Raw genomic sequence first — 16,385 nt, forward strand, 5'->3', positions numbered from 1 at the left:
GTCGGTTCGCCAACCATTTCGGTGGTTACCCCAGGGCACAGGCAATAACGTCCTCTCTTCAGGCCTTAAGAAACTGCTCCCGCCCCCCCAACCACCGCGCCAAATGCTGCAACACAACCTGGGGATACTTCTCCAGCAACACCCCGGCAGCCTCCCGCGCCGGTTCGATCAACCACTGATCATTCTGAAGATCGGCAAACCTCAACATAGCCGCGCCCGACTGCCGCGCCCCAAGAAACTCCCCGGGTCCACGAATCTCAAGATCCCGCCGGGCAATCTCAAAGCCATCGGTGGTTTCGCGCATGGTCTGTAACCGTGCGCGAGCCGTCATCGACAACGGCCCGGTATAAAGCAGCACGCAAATTGAACCCGCACTCCCACGTCCCACCCGCCCCCGCAGCTGATGCAATTGCGCAAGACCAAAACGCTCCGCATGCTCGATCACCATCAGCGACGCATTCGGCACATCGACCCCCACTTCGATCACCGTCGTCGCAACCAGCAGCTGCACCTCGTTACGAGTAAACGCATCCATGACTGCCGCCTTTTCCGCCGGCGCGAGACGTCCATGCACGAGGCCAACCTTCAGCTCCGGCAACGCAGCCACCAACGTCTCGTACGTCTCCACTGCCGTCTGCAACTGCAAAGTCTCGCTTTCCTCGATCAGCGGACACACCCAGTACACCTGGCGTCCCGTCAACGCCGCCTCGCGCACACGGCCGATCACCTCCTCGCGCCGCGCGTCGGAGACGAGCTTGGTCAGGATCGACGTACGCCCAGGCGGCAGTTCGTCAATGGTCGAGACGTCCAGGTCGGCGTAATACGTCATCGCGAGCGTGCGCGGAATCGGTGTGGCCGACATCATCAACTGATGCGGCTGAAAGTCGTTCGCGCCGTCGGCCGCGTTCTGCGCCTTGGCGCGCAAGGCCAGCCGTTGCGCCACGCCAAAACGATGCTGTTCGTCGACGATCACGAGACCAAGCCGCGCGAACTCCACCGCGTCCTGAATGATCGCGTGCGTGCCGATCACGAGTTGCGCCGTGCCGAGCGCGGCGGCTTCGATCGCGGCCCGTTTTTCGCGGGCCTTCAGACTGCCCGCCAGCCACGCGACGCTCACGCCGAGCGGCTCCAGCCAGCCGCGCAGTTTGCGCGCGTGCTGCTCGGCAAGAATTTCCGTCGGCGCCATCAGCGCGGCCTGATAACCGGCGTCGATAGCCTGCGCGGCGGCCAGCGCCGCGACGATCGTCTTGCCGCTGCCGACGTCGCCCTGCAGCAGGCGCTGCATCGGATGCGGCTGCGTGAGGTCGAGCGCGATTTCGCCGCCGACGCGCTCCTGCGCCGCCGTCAGTGAAAACGGCAGCGCCTTCAGCAAGCGCGCCACCAGCGCGGATTCGTCGCCCAGTTTGCGGCGCGGCATGGCCGGCGCCGCGCGGGTGCGGCGCTCTTCGTGCGCGCGCTTGAGCGACATCTGCTGCGCGAGCAGTTCCTCGAACTTGATGCGCTCCCACGCCGGATGCGTGCCGTCGATCAGCGCGGTCTCGTCGGACTGCACGCCCGGATGATGCAGCGTGCGCACGGCGTCCATCAGCGCCGGCACGCCGAGCGGCTGCAACCAGGTCCGCGCGACCGGTTCGGGCAGGAGTTCCGGCAGCGAAGTGCGCGACAACGCGTTGTCGATCGCTTTGCGCAGATACGCCTGCGTCACGCCCGCCGTGCTGGGATACACCGGCGTCAGCGCCTGCGGCAGCGGCGTGTCTTCATCGACGACGCGCACCGCCGGATGCACCATCTCCATGCCGAAAAACCCGCCGCGCACGTCGCCACGCACCCGCAGCCGCGCGCCGATCGCCATCTGCTTGACCTGCGAGCCGTAGAAGTTCAGAAAGCGCAGCACGAGTTCGTCGCCGGCGTCGTCGCGCAATTTCACAAGCAGTTGGCGGCGCGGACGATACGCAATCTCGTTGTCGAACACCACGCCTTCGGTTTGCGCAATGCCGCCCGGCAGCAGATGCCCGATCGGCGTCAACGAGGTTTCATCCTCGTAGCGCATGGGCAAATGCAGCACCAGGTCGATGTCGCGCGTGAGGCCGAGTTTGGCGAGCTTGTCGGCGGTTTTCACCGCGGGTTTGGCTGCGGACTTCGTCGTGGGCTTCGTCGTGGGCTTCGTCGTGGGCTTCGTGCCCTCGCCCGCGTCCTCAGCTGCGTTGCCTCGCGAAACGCGGCGCTTGGGCTCGGCGCTCGCTTCATCGTCAGCTAAGGGCAATCGGCGGTCGGACAAAGGCATGGGCTGCTTCGCAAGTACAATATCGGCTGTCAAAGGGTTCGCCGCCAGGCTGCGCGCGGGCTCGCGGGCCGCTCTGGCGTCCCGCAATCATAGCCGCCCGGCTCCCGCTTCGGCTCAATTCAGTCTCAATTCGCATCCAGTCGTACGCATGTTTACGCTTTCCGATTTCGATTTCGATCTGCCGCCCGAGTTGATCGCACAAGTCGCGCTGCCCGAGCGCAGCGCCAGCCGTCTGCTCGAAGTGGACAATACGGCCGGCGCCGACGGCGCGGCGCGCCTCATCGACCGCCGCTTTGCCGAACTTCCCGAGTGCATCGAGGCCGGCGATCTGCTGGTTTTCAACGATACCAAAGTCCTGAAGGCGCGCTTCCTCGGCCAGAAGGCCAGTGGCGGCAAGATCGAAGTACTGGTGGAGCGCCTGACCGGCGAGCGCACGGCGCTCGCGCAGATCCGCGCGAGCAAGAGCCCGCAGCCGGGCACCACGATTCGCCTCGCGGACGCCTTCGACGTCACCGTCGGCGAACGCGTCGAGCCGTTCTATACGCTGCATTTCCCCGGCGACTGCCTGACGCTGATCGAGCAATATGGCCGCCTGCCGCTGCCGCCGTACATCGAGCACGATCCGGATTCGACCGACGAGACCCGCTATCAGACAGTGTTCGCGCAGAATCCCGGCGCGGTGGCCGCGCCCACCGCCGGCCTGCATTTCGACCAGGCACTGCTCGCGCAGCTCGACGCCAAGGGCGTGGAGCGCGCCACACTGACGCTGCACGTCGGCGCGGGCACGTTCCAGCCTGTGCGGGTCGAAAACCTCGCCGAGCACAAGATGCACAGCGAGTGGTATCACCTGCCGCAAGCGCTCGCCGACAAGATCGCGGCGACGCGCGCGAGCGGCAACCGCGTGATCGCGGTGGGCACGACCTCGATGCGCGCGCTCGAAGCCGCCGCGCGCGACGCCGAAGCCGCGGGCCGGCCGCTTGCCGCCGCTAGCACTGAAACCGACATCTTCATCACGCCGGGCTACCGGTTCCGCGTGGTCGACCGGCTGGTGACCAACTTCCATTTGCCCAAGTCGACGCTGCTGATGCTGGTGTCGGCGTTCGCCGGCGTCGAGACGATTCGCGAGGCGTATCGTCACGCGATCGAGCAGCGCTACCGCTTCTTCAGTTACGGCGACGCGATGCTGCTCACGCGCCTCGACACGTAAGCTCAAAGAAGCCGCTTTAAAGTTTTGCAGTTCTTAAAGCCGCCGGCACGTTCCCGGCGGCGTTCTTCACTTGCGCCGGACTGTTTTCCGGTGGCACAGGAGTTATCTATGACCGACGGTCAAACCGTTAGCACGCGCGCCGACCACGGCGCTTACCTCGGCGACCACGTTCGCCCCGACAACGGCCTCAAATTCGAACTGCTCGGCACCGACGGCCAGGCCCGCCGCGGCCGCGTCACGCTGAATCACGGCGTGGTGGAAACGCCGATCTTCATGCCGGTCGGCACATACGGCACGGTGAAAGCGGTGCAGCCGCGCGAACTCGAGGAAATGCACGCGCAGATCATCCTCGGCAATACCTTCCACCTGTGGCTGCGCCCGGGTCTCGAAACCGTCGAGGCGCACGGCGGCCTGCACGGCTTCATGGGCTGGAAAAAGCCCATCCTGACCGACTCCGGCGGCTTCCAGGTGTTCTCGCTGGGCGACCTGCGCAAGATCACCGAAGACGGCGTCACGTTCGCTTCCCCGATCAACGGCGACAAGCTCTTCCTGTCGCCGGAAGTGTCCATGCAGATCCAGAAGGTGCTGAACTCGGACATCGTCATGCAGTTCGACGAGTGCACGCCGTACGCGACGAATAACGTGCCGACCTCGCACAAGGAGGCGGCCGAGTCGATGCGCATGTCGATGCGCTGGGCGCGGCGCGCGATCGACGAGTTCAGGCGCCTCTCCAATCCGAACGCGCTGTTCGGCATCGTGCAGGGCGGCATGTTCGAAGACCTGCGCGACGAGTCGCTGGCGGGCCTCGCGGAGATGGATTTCCACGGTCTGGCGATCGGCGGGCTGTCGGTCGGCGAGCCGAAGGAAGACATGATGCGCGTGCTGAACCATATCGGCCCGAAGCTGCCGGCCGACAAGCCGCACTACCTGATGGGCGTGGGCACGCCGGAAGACCTGGTGGCGGGCGTCGCCGCCGGCGTCGACATGTTCGACTGCGTGATGCCGACCCGCAACGCGCGCAATGGCTGGCTCTTCACGCGCTTCGGCGACGTCAAGATCCGCAACGCCACGCACAAGAATTCGCTGCGCCCGCTCGACGAGCAGTGCGGCTGCTACACGTGCAGAAATTTCACCCGCGGCTATCTGCATCATCTGCATCGTGTAGGGGAAATCCTCGGTGCGCAGCTGAACACGATTCACAACCTGCACTACTACCTCGAACTGATGCAGGAAATGCGCGACGCAATCGACGCAAAAATGTTCGAGGCTTTCCGCAAACGCTTCCACGAAGACCGCGCGCGCGGCGCCTCCGAGGCGCCATAACGGCGCTCCGGGACGGATTCAGCGGAAGAATCCGTCCGCCTCGCCATGAAAACCTTACAATCAACTTTCGTTAACGGCGAAGCAAGCTTTAAACGGTTGATCGCAAAGCCGATTCGCCGCGCCGACGCGCGTCAGGCCGGTGGTAGAATAACCGGCTGATTTTTTTGATCGTTTTGACTTATAACGGAGAGACCAACGTGTCGTTCATTTCCAATGCCTTCGCCCAAGGCACTGCAACAGGTGGCATTGAATCGAACCTGATGAGCTTCCTGCCGCTGATCCTGATGTTCGGCGTGCTGTACTTCATCATGATTCGTCCGCAAATGAAGCGCCAGAAGGAACATCGCAACATGCTCGCCGCGATGGCCAAGGGCGATGAAGTGGTGACGAACGGCGGCATCGTCGGCAAGGTGACCAAAGTGGGCGAAGCTTACGTCGGCGTCGAAATCTCGGAAGGCACGGAAATCACCGTGCAAAAAGCGTCGGTCACGACAATTCTCCCGAAGGGCACGATCAAGTCGCTGTAAGGCCTGCTCTCTCGCGTCCGGCGCGGCCTCGCCGGCGATCCACGCCATCCGGCACTGAATCGCCCGCGCTCATCGCCGGACGCACCGCTTCCAAGCCAACCTTCCCGTTGGACCACTCATGAATCGTTACCCCCTCTGGAAATACGCCGTGATGCTGGTGGCTCTGGTCATCGGCCTCGTGTACACGCTGCCCAACCTGTTCGGCGAAGCGCCGGCGGTGCAGGTGTCGAGCGGCAAGGCGACGGTCAAGCTCGACTCGACCACGCTGTCGGCTGTCGAAGCCGCGCTCGCCGCGAATCAGATCAAGCCGGACGACGTCACGTTCGACAACTCCGCGACCAACGCGAACATCCGCGTGCGTCTGCCGGATACCGACACGCAGCTGCGCGTGAAAGATCTGCTGCAGAAGTCGCTGAACAGCGACCCGACCGACCCGCAGTACATCGTCGCGCTGAACCTGCAAAGCGCGTCGCCGCGCTGGCTGACTGCCCTTCACGCGCTGCCGATGTACCTCGGTCTCGATCTGCGCGGCGGGGTGCACTTCCTGCTGCAGGTCGACATGGCCGGCGCACTGAACAAGAAGCTCGACTCGGACGCATCGGACGCGCGCACGCTGTTGCGTGACAAGTACATCCGTGACGGCGGTGTAAACCGCGTCAACCAGTCGGTGGTGATCAATTTCGCCGACCAGGCCACGGCCGACACCGCATCGCAGCAGCTGAGCCGCGGCATCACCGAACTCCAGTGGGCCTCGCAAGCAGCGCCGGACGGCGGCGTGCAACTGGTCGGCACCTTCACACCGGCGGTGCAGAAAACCGTGCAGGACGCCGCGCTCAAGCAGAACATCACCACGCTCCATAACCGCGTGAACGAACTGGGCGTGGCCGAGCCGGTGATCCAGCAGCAAGGCGCGGACCGCATCGTGGTCGAACTGCCGGGCGTGCAGGACACGGCGAAGGCGAAAGACATCATCGGCCGCACGGCAACGCTCGAAGCGCGCCTCGCCGACCCGGTCAACACGCATCCGAATCCGTCCGATCCGGTGCCGCCGGGCGACGAGCTGTTCACGCAAGGCAACCAGACGCCGGTGCTGCTGCGCAAGCAGATCATCTTCACCGGCGACCGGATTATCGACGCGTCGGCAGGCTTCGACGAACACCAGCGTCCGTCCGTCAACATTCGCCTCGATTCGGCCGGCGGCCGCGCGGTGGCCAGCGTGTCGCGCGACAACATCGGCAAGCCGATGGCCATGGTGCTGTTCGAGAAGGGCAAGGGCGAAGTGCTGACGGTGGCGACCATCCAGTCGGAACTGGGCGACCGCTTCCAGATTACCGGCCAGCCGAACCCGCAAGCCGCCGCCGACCTCGCGCTGCTGCTGCGCGCCGGTTCGCTCGCCGCGCCGATGGACATCATCGAAGAACGCACGATCGGTCCGAGCCTCGGCGCGGACAACATCAAGAAGGGCTTCCACTCGGTGGTGTGGGGCTTCGCGGCAATCGCCGTCTTCATGATCGCGTACTACATGCTGTTCGGCGTGATCTCGATGATCGGCCTGTCGGTCAACCTGCTGCTGCTGATCGCCGTGCTGTCCATGCTGCAGGCCACGCTCACCTTGCCGGGTATCGCCGCTATCGCGCTCGCGCTCGGTATGGCGATCGACGCCAACGTGCTGATCAACGAACGGGTGCGTGAAGAACTGCGCAACGGCGCGCCGCCGCAACTGGCGATCCAGAACGGCTACGCGCACGCCTGGGCGACGATTCTCGACTCGAACGTCACCACGCTGATCGCCGGTATCGCGCTGCTCGCATTTGGCTCCGGCCCGGTGCGCGGCTTCGCGATCGTGCACTGTATCGGCATTCTGACGTCGATGTTCTCGGCCGTGTTCTTCTCGCGCGGCATCGTCAACCTCTGGTACGGCGGCAAGAAGAAGCTGAAGTCGCTGGCCATCGGCCAGGTGTGGCGTCCGGATACGGCGCCGGCAGGCTCGGCCGCTTACCTCGGCAGCGAGGACGCCGCGACCGACACCGCGCAGGCCATTGCCGCGGCCAGCGCCAAGCCTAAGAGCAAGGCGGCTGCCGAGGCACGCGCCGGCAAGCCGACCGTGCGCCGTCGCAACGCGCCGGGGTCGTCGAATACGCCGCAGAAACCGGGTTCATCCCGCTGAGTCCCGGAGAACAAGACCATGGAATTTTTCCGTTTTCGCAAAGACATTCCGTTCATGCAGCGTGCGTTGATTTTCAACGCCATCTCGCTGCTGACGTTCCTTGCCGCTGTGTTCTTCCTGCTGCATCGCGGGCTGCATCTGTCGGTGGAGTTCACCGGCGGCACGGTCATCGAGGTGCAGTATCCGGGCGCCGCGCCGCTCGAACCGGTACGCGGCACGCTGGGCAAGCTCGGTTACGGTGATGCCCAGGTGCAAAACTTCGGCACGTCGCGCGACGTGCTGATCCGCCTGCCGCTCAAGCAAGGGCTCACGTCCGCGCAACAGAGCGACCAGGTGATGGGCGCGCTGAAGGCCGACACGCCGCAGGTGCAGTTGCAGCGTGTCGAGTTTGTCGGCCCGCAGGTCGGCAAGGAACTCGCCACCGACGGCCTGCTCGCGCTGGCCTGCGTGGTGGTCGGCATCGTGATCTACCTGTCGTTCCGTTTCGAATGGAAGTACGCGGTCGCCGGCGTGATCGCGAACTTGCACGACGTGGTGATCATTCTCGGCTTCTTCGCGTTCTTCCAGTGGGAGTTCTCGCTGTCGGTGCTGGCTGCGGTGCTTGCCGTGCTCGGCTACTCGGTGAACGAATCGGTCGTTATCTTCGACCGGATTCGTGAAACCTTCCGCCGCGAACGCAAGATGACCGTGATCGAAGTCATCAACCACGCGATCACCAGCACCATGTCGCGAACCATCATCACGCACGGCTGTACGCAGATGATGGTGCTGTCGATGTTCCTGTTCGGCGGCCCGACGCTGCACTACTTCGCACTCGCGCTGACGGTTGGTATTCTGTTCGGTATCTACTCGTCGGTGTTCGTCGCCGCGGCGCTTGCCATGTGGTTCGGCGTGAAGCGCGAAGACCTGATCAAGGACAAGAAGGAACGCACCGATCCGGACGATCCGAACGCGGGCGCGCAGGTCTGATCCCGCTGTCGCTTCAGGTTTCACAATGAAAAAGGCCGGTTCATCGTTTGAACCGGCCTTTTGCGTTTACCGCCGTGTTACGTCGTAGCTCTCGGTGGGTTCGCGGCCGGATGATGCGGCCGCTGCCTTAGCGGAAGCCCAGTTTGCGCCGCGCCGCCATCAGTGCCACGAGGCTCACGGCGGCGGCGAAAATCATGTAATAGCTTGGCGCCGTCTTCGAACCGGTGAAACCGATCAGCCACGCGATGATGAATGGCCCGAACCCGCCGAAGATCGTCACGGCAATGTTATAGGCAAGCGACATGCCGGTCGTGCGCGTCTGCACCGGAAAAATCTCGGAGAGCAAACCGGGCAGCGCCGCGAAATACCCGGTCATCAGAAAGCCGAGCACGACCTGCATGGCGATCAGCGTGCCGAAGCTCGGGTGCGCGACCAGATACGCGAAAGCCGGATTGATCGCGACGAGCAGCAGCAGCGCCGAGATCAGCATGATCGTGGTGCGCCCATGCCGGTCCGACAAATGGCCGACCAGCGGCGAGAACACCATCTGGATCACGCCGGTCAGCGCAATCGCCGCGAACGCGACCGACGGCGCCAGTCCCAACTGCTTCACACCGAACGTGGGCATGAACAGCACCAGATAGGTCGACACCGTGCCGAGCACCACCACACCGATAGCGATCAAGAGACGCAGCTTCTGACTGCTGAACGTGTCGCGCAGCGGCGTGGCGGTCGTTTCCGCCGCGAGGAACTCGGGCGTCTCATCGAGCTTCGTGCGAATGTACCAGGCCACCGGACCGATCAGCAGACCGAAGAAGAACGGCACGCGCCATCCCCATGCGCTCATCTGATCCGGCGACAGCTTGCCGGTGAGCAGCACGCCGAAGCCGGCGGCCAGCAAAGTAGTGAGACCCTGGCTCGCCACCTGCCAGCTCGCGAAAAAGCCGCGCCGCCCGGGCACGTGCTCCGCGAGAAAGGCGGTGGCGCTGCCGAACTCGCCACCGGCCGAAAAGCCTTGCATCAGACGGGCCAGCACGAGAATCACCGGCGCGGCGAGGCCGATGCTCTGGTAGGTCGGCAGGATGGCGATGATCAGCGTGCCGCCCATCATCAGCAGGATGGACAGCGTGAGCGCGGCCTTGCGCCCGGCGCGGTCGGCGTACGCCCCGATGACGATCGCGCCGAGCGGCCGCATGAAGAACGACACGCCGAACGTGCCGAGCGTGAGCAGGAGCGACACCGTGTCGTTGCCGGCCGGAAAAAACAGCTTCGAGATGATCACCGCAAAAAAGCCGTACACCACAAGATCGAACCATTCCAGCGCATTGCCGATCGAGGCCGCGATCACCGCGCGCCACGAATTCTGCCGGCTCGCCGCAAGGTTTGCTGCTGTCGTTGCGTTCATGCAGATCTCCAAAGTGCGCGACTATTATTCGCACGGGCCCTACGTGCTGTATTGCCCGCTATTGCCCGACTGGATGCGCGCACAACCAATACGGTGCCAGCACTTTATGTACCCGAAAAATTAAACCGGCGCGAGTGCGAATTTGCGCGATGCCGCTGCGCCGGGCTTCCGGCGTTTCGCAGCAACAATAAAAAAGCCGCTTCGTCGCAAGAGCGAACGAAGCGGCTTTGTGCTGCGCCGCAATAGCGGCATGACTCAATCAGTGCGCAAGCAACGCACAAAAAACGTGCTCATGCGTTTATTGCTTGATGCCTTCGGACTGAATATGCAGCTTGGTAAGCATGCTAAAGCCGTATTTGGAGCCGAAGTCCATGCCGTAGTCCGCGCGGCTAAACTGCGCACTCGCCTCCACGCCGCACACTTCGCGCTTGAGCACCGGATGCGGCATGCACTTGAACGAATCGATCTTCAGATTCAGCGGTTTCGTCACGCCGTGCATCGTCAGGTTGCCGACCACTTCAACCGGCTTGTCGCCGTCGAACTTGATGTCGGTGCCCTTGTAGGTCGCTGCGGGATACTTGGCGACATCGAAGAATTCTTCCGACTTCAGATGCTCGTCGAGTTTGCCGTTGCCGGTTTCAATCGAAGCCGGATCGACGGTCACGTCCACCGTGCCGGTTTTCGCCGCCCGGTCGAGCGTCACCGTACCGGAGCTCTTGACGAACTTGCCGCGCCACACCGAGAGGCCGCCGAGGTGATCCGCCTCGAAGCTCGGATACGTGTGGGTCGGGTCGAGCTGATAGGTGTCGGCGGCCGCAAACGCGCCGAGCGAGAAAGAAGAAGCCAGCGCGCCGACGGCGATCAACAAGGATTTTTTCAATTCATGCTCCTGAGTTCTTGAAAAGACGGCCACGCCCGCACGGCGCGGCGCACTTCACTTGCGTGCTGCAACGATATGAAACTTGATGACCACGTCATCGGCAACCACCGACGTGTCTTTCCATTCACCCGTGCCGATGTCGAATTGCGAGCGCTTGATCGGCAGTGAGCCGTCGAAGGATTGCGTCGCGCCCTGCTGGGACACCATGACCGGCACCATCACCGTCTGCGATTTGCCCTTGATGGTCAGCTTGCCGGTGACCTTGAACTGATTGCCGCCGGCCGGCGCAATCGCGCTCGAGACGAAGGTGGCGGTGGGATAGGTCTTCGCGTCGAACCAGTCCTTGCCTCGCACCTGGTCGTTATAGCTTTCGTCGCCGAGATCGTAGCTGGCCACGTCAATGCTGAACTGCGCGCTGCCCTCGGCCGGTTTTGCCGGATCGAACTTGACCTGCGCGGAGAATTTACCGAACTTGCCTTCCACCGGCACGTTCATCTGCTTCGAGGTGGCCGTCACCGAGCTCTTCGCGACGTCGACCTGCGCGAGCGCGCTGCCGGCCGCGGTCAGCGAGGCCGCCGCAAAGGCGGCCAGCATGTAGCGATAAAACGAAACCTTCATGATTGTCCTTATTTGAGGAAAGGGAGCATGCGCGACAGCAGGCCGTCGCGATCCAGCCATTGATGCTTGAGCGCACCCGCGACATGCAGCGCGACCAGCACGAGCAGGGTGTAGTTCAGCGCGATATGCACGGCCTTCAGCAACTCTTTCAGATGCGGGTCGGGCGCGATCAGACGCGGCAGCGGGATCAGCCCGAGGTACACCACCGGTATGTTGGCCGCCGAGCTGTACAGATAGCCCGACGCGGGAATCGCGATCATCAGCACATACAGCAGCAGATGCACGAGATGCGCGGCGGCACGCTGCCAGAGCGCCATGCGGCGCGGCATCTGCGGGCCGGCGTGCGTGGCGCGCCAGAGAATGCGCAGGACGGCGAGCGCGAACACCGTCACGCCGATCCATTTGTGCCACGAAAAGTAACGCAGCTTGGTCGGCGTGAAGCCGGGAATATCGGTCATCACCCAGCCGAGCGCGAAACCGCACACGATCAGCAAGGCAATCAGCCAGTGCAAGGCAATGGCGGTCCGCGTGTACGACTCCCGGTCGCCGAATGAAGGGTTGAGTGCCATGAAAGATCAACGCATGCTAAGAGAGGTTAACGGTGCAGCCCGCGCAGCTATTCCTTGCGCCAACGCGCGTGGCATCGGCGCGTAGTGCCGGGGCATACCTGCTGTGGCACACGCCAAGGCGGCCATGCTACCCCAATCGGAAAAAACTGGCAGCGCCGGTCCGGCTTGACCGGACAGCAAGTTTCAGCCCATCTGCCGACGGTATTGAACAATTGGGGCCGGAGGCTGTCATAACCGCACCGAATGCATGTACGATTAAAGGTCCGCCAACGGCTGCTCAGGCTCACGGTCCGCACCCGGTCAGGCGGAAAGGGTGCCGGGCACTCGCGTTTGGTACTATTACTCCGCGCTTTATCAGACCTGCCAAAGAAACGGGCGAAGCACGCGTTCTTTCATACCGTTGGTCCTCTGCCCTATGGAACATGACAACCTGATTGCGTGCCACGAATGCGATACGCTGTTCCGCAAGCCACCGCTTGTCGGGCGCACGGTCGCACGCTGCCCGCGTTGCGGCGCCACGCTATACAGCGGCGTTTCCCGCAAGCTCGATGCCATCACCGCCATGACGCTGGGCGCGCTGATCACCTTCCTGATCGCCCAGAGTTTCCCGATCCTCGAACTCGAAACCAGCGGCATTACCTCGCAGACCACGCTGTTCGGCGCACTCGTCGCGCTATGGGGCGAGGACATGCAGATCGTCGCGGTCATGGTGTTCTGCTCGACCTTCCTGTTCCCGCTGACCGAACTTGTCGCGCTGCTCTACGTGCTGATTCCAATGCGCGCGGGCGTGGTGCCCCCCGGCTTCAACCGGGTGATGCGGGCGATTCAGTTCGTGCGCCCGTGGGGCATGATCGAAGTGTTCATGCTCGGCGTACTGATCACGATCGTGAAGATGGTGAGTCTCGCACGCGTGATTCCGGAAGCAGCGCTGTTCGCGTTTGGCGCGTTGACGCTGATGTTCGCGGTTGTCGTCACGTTCGATCCGCGCATTCTCTGGGACCTCGCCGACGAATTCGGCGAACGCAGCAAGCAGCCGCTGCCGCGCGCACCCGCCGATAGCGCGGCGAGCGCCGCCGAGTCGGTCGCCGGAGCTGTCGCGCCGCCTGAGATCCATGGCGCGCAGCAAACCACATTGCCTCCCGGCGTGCCGCCGGCACCGCGTCAGGGATGAGCACGCCATGAAATACGTCACCGCAAAAACCGCGGGCCTGCTGGCCTGCCACGCGTGCGGACGCGTCGAAACGCGCATTCCTTCCGCCACTGCGCAGCACTGCACCCGCTGCGGTGCGGTTCTTCACTCCCGCAATCCCGACAGCCTCTCGCGCACCTGCGCGCTGCTGATCGCCGCGGCGCTGCTGTATATTCCCGCGAACCTGCTGCCGGTCATGCACACCTCGTCGCTGCTCGGTTCCGAAGACGACACCATCATGAGCGGCGTCGTTTATTTCTGGACTTCGGGCTCGTGGCCACTCGCGGTGATCGTGTTCATCGCCAGTATTCTCGTGCCGATGCTCAAGCTGAGCGTGCTGGCGCTGCTCACCATCACGGCGCAGCGCCGCTCGCGCTGGCGGCCGGACCAGCGCACCACGCTCTACCGGATGGTCGAGCTGATCGGGCGCTGGTCGATGCTCGACGTGTTCGTCGTCACGTTGACCGTCGCGCTGGTGCGCTTCAAATCGCTTGCGGTCATTACGGCCGGGCCCGGGGCAATCGCCTTCGGCTCGGTGGTGATTCTGACCATGATAGCGTCCATGCAATTCGATCCACGACTCATCTGGGACAACGTGGAAGGCAGTACCCAAAAACCTCAGGATCTAAAACATGACTAGCCCGCAAGAACCGACGCCCGCATCCAACGCGCCGCGCAACGATTCGAACGGACCGAAGCTGCCGCCTCAACTCCCCGACCCCGACGTCGAAGCGCGCCGCCGCTGGCTGCCTTCGCTCGTCTGGGTGATTCCGCTGATCGCCGCGCTGATCGGCATTGCGCTCGTGATCAAATCGGTCACCGAGAAAGGCCCGACCATCACCATCACCTTCGTCAGCGCCGAGGGCCTCGAACCCGGCAAGACAAAGGTCAAATACAAGGACGTCGATGTCGGTTCGGTGAAAACGATTACGCTGTCGAAGGATCTGTCGCACGTGCTGGTGCAGGTGCAACTGACCAAGGAAGGCGAAGATTTCGCGGTCAAGGACTCGCGCTTCTGGGTGGTGCGGCCGCGCGTCGGCGCGAGCGGCGTGTCGGGTCTCACCACGCTGCTCTCGGGCGCGTACATCGGCGCGGACGCCGGGCACTCGCCGGATACCGAAAAGAACTTCGTCGGCCTTGAAACGCCGCCGCCGATTACCGGCGACCAGAAGGGCCACCAGTTCGTTCTGCACGGCGACTCGCTCGGTTCGATCGACATCGGCTCGCCGATCTTCTACCGGCGCGTGCAGGTGGGCCAGGTGGTCGGCTTCTCGCTCGACAAGGACGGCACCGGCGTGACCATGCAGGTGTTCGTGTCCGCGCCGTTCGATCAGTACGTCGGCACCAATTCGCGCTGGTGGCATGCGAGCGGCGTCGATCTGCGGCTCGATTCCAGCGGCTTCAAGCTGAACACCCAATCGCTCGCGACGGTGATCGTCGGCGGCTTGTCGTTCCAGTCGCCGCCGGGCCAGGGCGTGGGTACGCAGGCGCCGAACAACATGACGTTCCGCCTCGGCTCGGACGAAGCGGATGCGATGCGCGAACCGGACGGCATCCCGTTGCGGGTGGTGATGAACTTCAACCAGTCGCTGCGCGGGCTGTCGGTCGGCGCGCCGGTCGATTTCCGCGGCATCGTGCTGGGCCAGGTGACCAACATCGGCATCGACTACGATCCGAAGACGCGTAGCTTCACCATGCCGGTCACCATGAACGTGTACCCCGACCGTCTCGGCAAGCGCTTCCGCGAAACCGCGCCGGTGCCGGGCTCGCTCGCCGGTCAGACGCTGCTGCAACAGCTCGTCAAACACGGTCTGCGCGGGCAGTTGCGCACCGGCAATCTGATTACGAGCCAGTTGTACATCGCGCTGGATATCTTCCCGAAGGCGCCGGCGGCGACCGTCGACGTGTCGAGCGATCCGCTCGAACTGCCGACCATTCCGAATACGCTTGACGAATTGCAGCTCCAGCTCGCCGACATTGCCAAGAAGCTCGATAGCGTGCCGTTCGATCAGATCGGCAACAACCTGAACAGCGCGCTGAAGAACGCCGACCAGTTGTTCGCGCGACTCGACAAGGAAGTGGTGCCGCAGGCGCGCGATACGCTCGCGGCGGCGAAGCAGACCTTTGGGACAGCGGAGGCGACATTGCAGCAGGACTCGCCGTTGCAGTCGGATGTTCATCAGGCGTTGCAGGAATTGACGCGCACGTTGCAGTCGCTGAATGCGCTGTCGGATTATCTGGAGCGTCATCCGGAATCGCTGTTGCGCGGTAAATCAGGAGATAAACCATGATGTTTGCCCGGCTCCCCCGCCCGCCGCGCGGGCTTGTGCGCGGCACTGTTTTTGCCGGCGCTCTGGCCGGACTGGCGGCACTGGCGGCGTGCTCGTCGCCTTCGAGCCGCTTCTATACGTTGGGCGCGGATAGCGCTGCGGGGTCCGCCGCGCCGGCCAGCACGCGGACGTCGGCCGCGCCGGCGTGGTTGATCGAAGTCGCGCCGATCGACGTGCCGCCGCAGGTATCGAAGAATCAGCTGGTCGTGCAGACTGGGCCGACGCAGGTCCAGGTGCTCGAACAGGAGCGCTGGGCGTCGCTGCCTGGTGATGAGATCCGGCGGGCTTTGTCGACGAGTCTGACGCAGCAGCTCAACACGATCGATGTGTATGGGACGGCTTATCCCGATGGGACTCCTGTTTACCGGGTCAGTATGAATGTGCAGCGGTTCGAATCATGGCCGGGTTCGCATACGTTGATCGACGCGGTGTGGAGTGTTCGGGCGGTGCGCGGGAGCGCGGTGATGACCTGCCGGAGCGTGGTGAGTGAGCCGGTTGCAGGTGGGTATGATGCTCTTGTTGAGGGGCATCGGAAGGGATTGCAGCAGATTTCTTTGCAATTGGGATCTGCTGTGCAGGCGATGGCTGCGAGTGCTTCGCAGGGGAAGAGTAAGGGTGTTGCTGTGCCGGCTTGTCCTTCTGCTGTTGTTGGTAGTTGATGGTGTTTGGGGTCGCCGCCGGCGCTTTGGTTGTCGTTCTTTAAGGTGTTGGGTGTTGGGCTTTGGCCTTTCCTTGAGTTCACGGTGGTCTGCTTTTTGTGTTGGCCTTTCCTTGAATTCACGGTGGTCTATTAGCGTTGCCCCTGTGCGGGGCGGCACCTACTTTCTTTGCCGCGGCAAAGAAAGTAGGCAAAGAAAGCCGCTTCACACCGCAAATTCTTAAGCGGGTCCCCTGGCTTGGAGGGGGTAGTGGTGCAT

General features: G+C 63.4%; 14 protein-coding genes. 9 read left to right on the plus strand and 5 right to left on the minus strand.

The genetic code is table 11. The features are described from left to right. Positions 1-58: 58 nt before the first annotated feature. The gene (recG, locus tag A6V37_RS15390) at positions 59-2,284 is read right to left on the minus strand and encodes an ATP-dependent DNA helicase RecG (RefSeq protein ID WP_064286116.1); all 2,226 of its coding nucleotides are present in this window, start codon (positions 2,282-2,284) and stop codon (positions 59-61) included. A 148-nt stretch (positions 2,285-2,432) separates the two neighbouring features. Between recG and queA the strand changes: the two genes are divergently transcribed. The 5 genes from queA to secF all read left to right on the plus strand — a co-directional run bounded on the left by queA (position 2,433) and on the right by secF (position 8,477). Then, positions 2,433-3,491: a tRNA preQ1(34) S-adenosylmethionine ribosyltransferase-isomerase QueA gene (gene queA / locus A6V37_RS15395; protein ID WP_064286117.1), complete on the plus strand. Its 1,059-nt coding sequence runs from the start codon at positions 2,433-2,435 to the stop codon at positions 3,489-3,491. 108 nt (positions 3,492-3,599) lie between these two features. Continuing rightward, a complete protein-coding gene (tgt, locus tag A6V37_RS15400) occupies positions 3,600-4,814 on the plus strand; it encodes a tRNA guanosine(34) transglycosylase Tgt (protein WP_064286118.1) in 1,215 nt (404 codons plus the stop codon). Between the two features lie 197 nt (positions 4,815-5,011). After that, positions 5,012-5,341 (plus strand): preprotein translocase subunit YajC, encoded by a 330-nt coding sequence (gene yajC, locus A6V37_RS15405; RefSeq protein ID WP_007179286.1) that lies wholly within the window; start codon positions 5,012-5,014, stop codon positions 5,339-5,341. A gap of 118 nt (positions 5,342-5,459) precedes the next feature. Beyond that, a complete protein-coding gene (gene secD, locus A6V37_RS15410) occupies positions 5,460-7,508 on the plus strand; it encodes a protein translocase subunit SecD (protein WP_064286119.1) in 2,049 nt (682 codons plus the stop codon). A gap of 18 nt (positions 7,509-7,526) precedes the next feature. Then, entirely contained in the window at positions 7,527-8,477 is a 951-nt protein-coding gene (gene secF / locus A6V37_RS15415; protein WP_064272573.1) for a protein translocase subunit SecF, read from the plus strand. 127 nt (positions 8,478-8,604) lie between these two features. Here secF and A6V37_RS15420 read toward each other — a convergent pair whose 3' ends face one another. The 4 genes from A6V37_RS15420 to A6V37_RS15435 form a co-directional block, all read right to left on the minus strand. After that, positions 8,605-9,882, minus strand: coding sequence for an MFS transporter (locus tag A6V37_RS15420; protein WP_064272574.1), 1,278 nt, complete (start codon positions 9,880-9,882; stop codon positions 8,605-8,607). 298 nt (positions 9,883-10,180) lie between these two features. Further along, positions 10,181-10,750 (minus strand): YceI family protein, encoded by a 570-nt coding sequence (locus tag A6V37_RS15425; RefSeq protein WP_064272597.1) that lies wholly within the window; start codon positions 10,748-10,750, stop codon positions 10,181-10,183. A 66-nt stretch (positions 10,751-10,816) separates the two neighbouring features. Beyond that, on the minus strand, positions 10,817-11,380 hold the full coding sequence (locus tag A6V37_RS15430) for a YceI family protein (RefSeq protein ID WP_064272575.1): 564 nt from the start codon (positions 11,378-11,380) through the stop codon (positions 10,817-10,819). 8 nt (positions 11,381-11,388) lie between these two features. Further along, on the minus strand, positions 11,389-11,949 hold the full coding sequence (locus tag A6V37_RS15435) for a cytochrome b (RefSeq protein WP_064272576.1): 561 nt from the start codon (positions 11,947-11,949) through the stop codon (positions 11,389-11,391). Positions 11,950-12,364: 415 nt separating this feature from the next. On the opposite strand from A6V37_RS15435, the gene A6V37_RS15440 reads away from it, so the two are divergent. From A6V37_RS15440 to A6V37_RS15455, 4 genes are read left to right on the plus strand one after another with little or no spacing between them, the layout of a single operon-like run. Next, positions 12,365-13,120, plus strand: coding sequence for a paraquat-inducible protein A (locus A6V37_RS15440; RefSeq protein ID WP_064272577.1), 756 nt, complete (start codon positions 12,365-12,367; stop codon positions 13,118-13,120). Positions 13,121-13,127: 7 nt separating this feature from the next. After that, positions 13,128-13,778 (plus strand): paraquat-inducible protein A, encoded by a 651-nt coding sequence (locus A6V37_RS15445; protein ID WP_064272578.1) that lies wholly within the window; start codon positions 13,128-13,130, stop codon positions 13,776-13,778. Continuing rightward, entirely contained in the window at positions 13,771-15,429 is a 1,659-nt protein-coding gene (locus A6V37_RS15450; protein WP_064272579.1) for a PqiB family protein, read from the plus strand. Before A6V37_RS15445 ends, A6V37_RS15450 begins: the two co-directional genes overlap by 8 nt. Next, positions 15,426-16,127 carry a PqiC family protein gene (locus tag A6V37_RS15455; RefSeq protein ID WP_064272580.1) on the plus strand — a complete coding sequence of 234 codons (702 nt, stop codon included), beginning with the start codon at positions 15,426-15,428 and terminating at the stop codon, positions 16,125-16,127. The genes A6V37_RS15450 and A6V37_RS15455 overlap by 4 nt, the downstream gene beginning before the upstream one ends. Positions 16,128-16,385 lie beyond the last annotated feature (258 nt).

The organism is Paraburkholderia ginsengiterrae (assembly GCF_001645125.1).
GTDB classification, from domain to species: domain Bacteria; phylum Pseudomonadota; class Gammaproteobacteria; order Burkholderiales; family Burkholderiaceae; genus Paraburkholderia; species Paraburkholderia ginsengiterrae.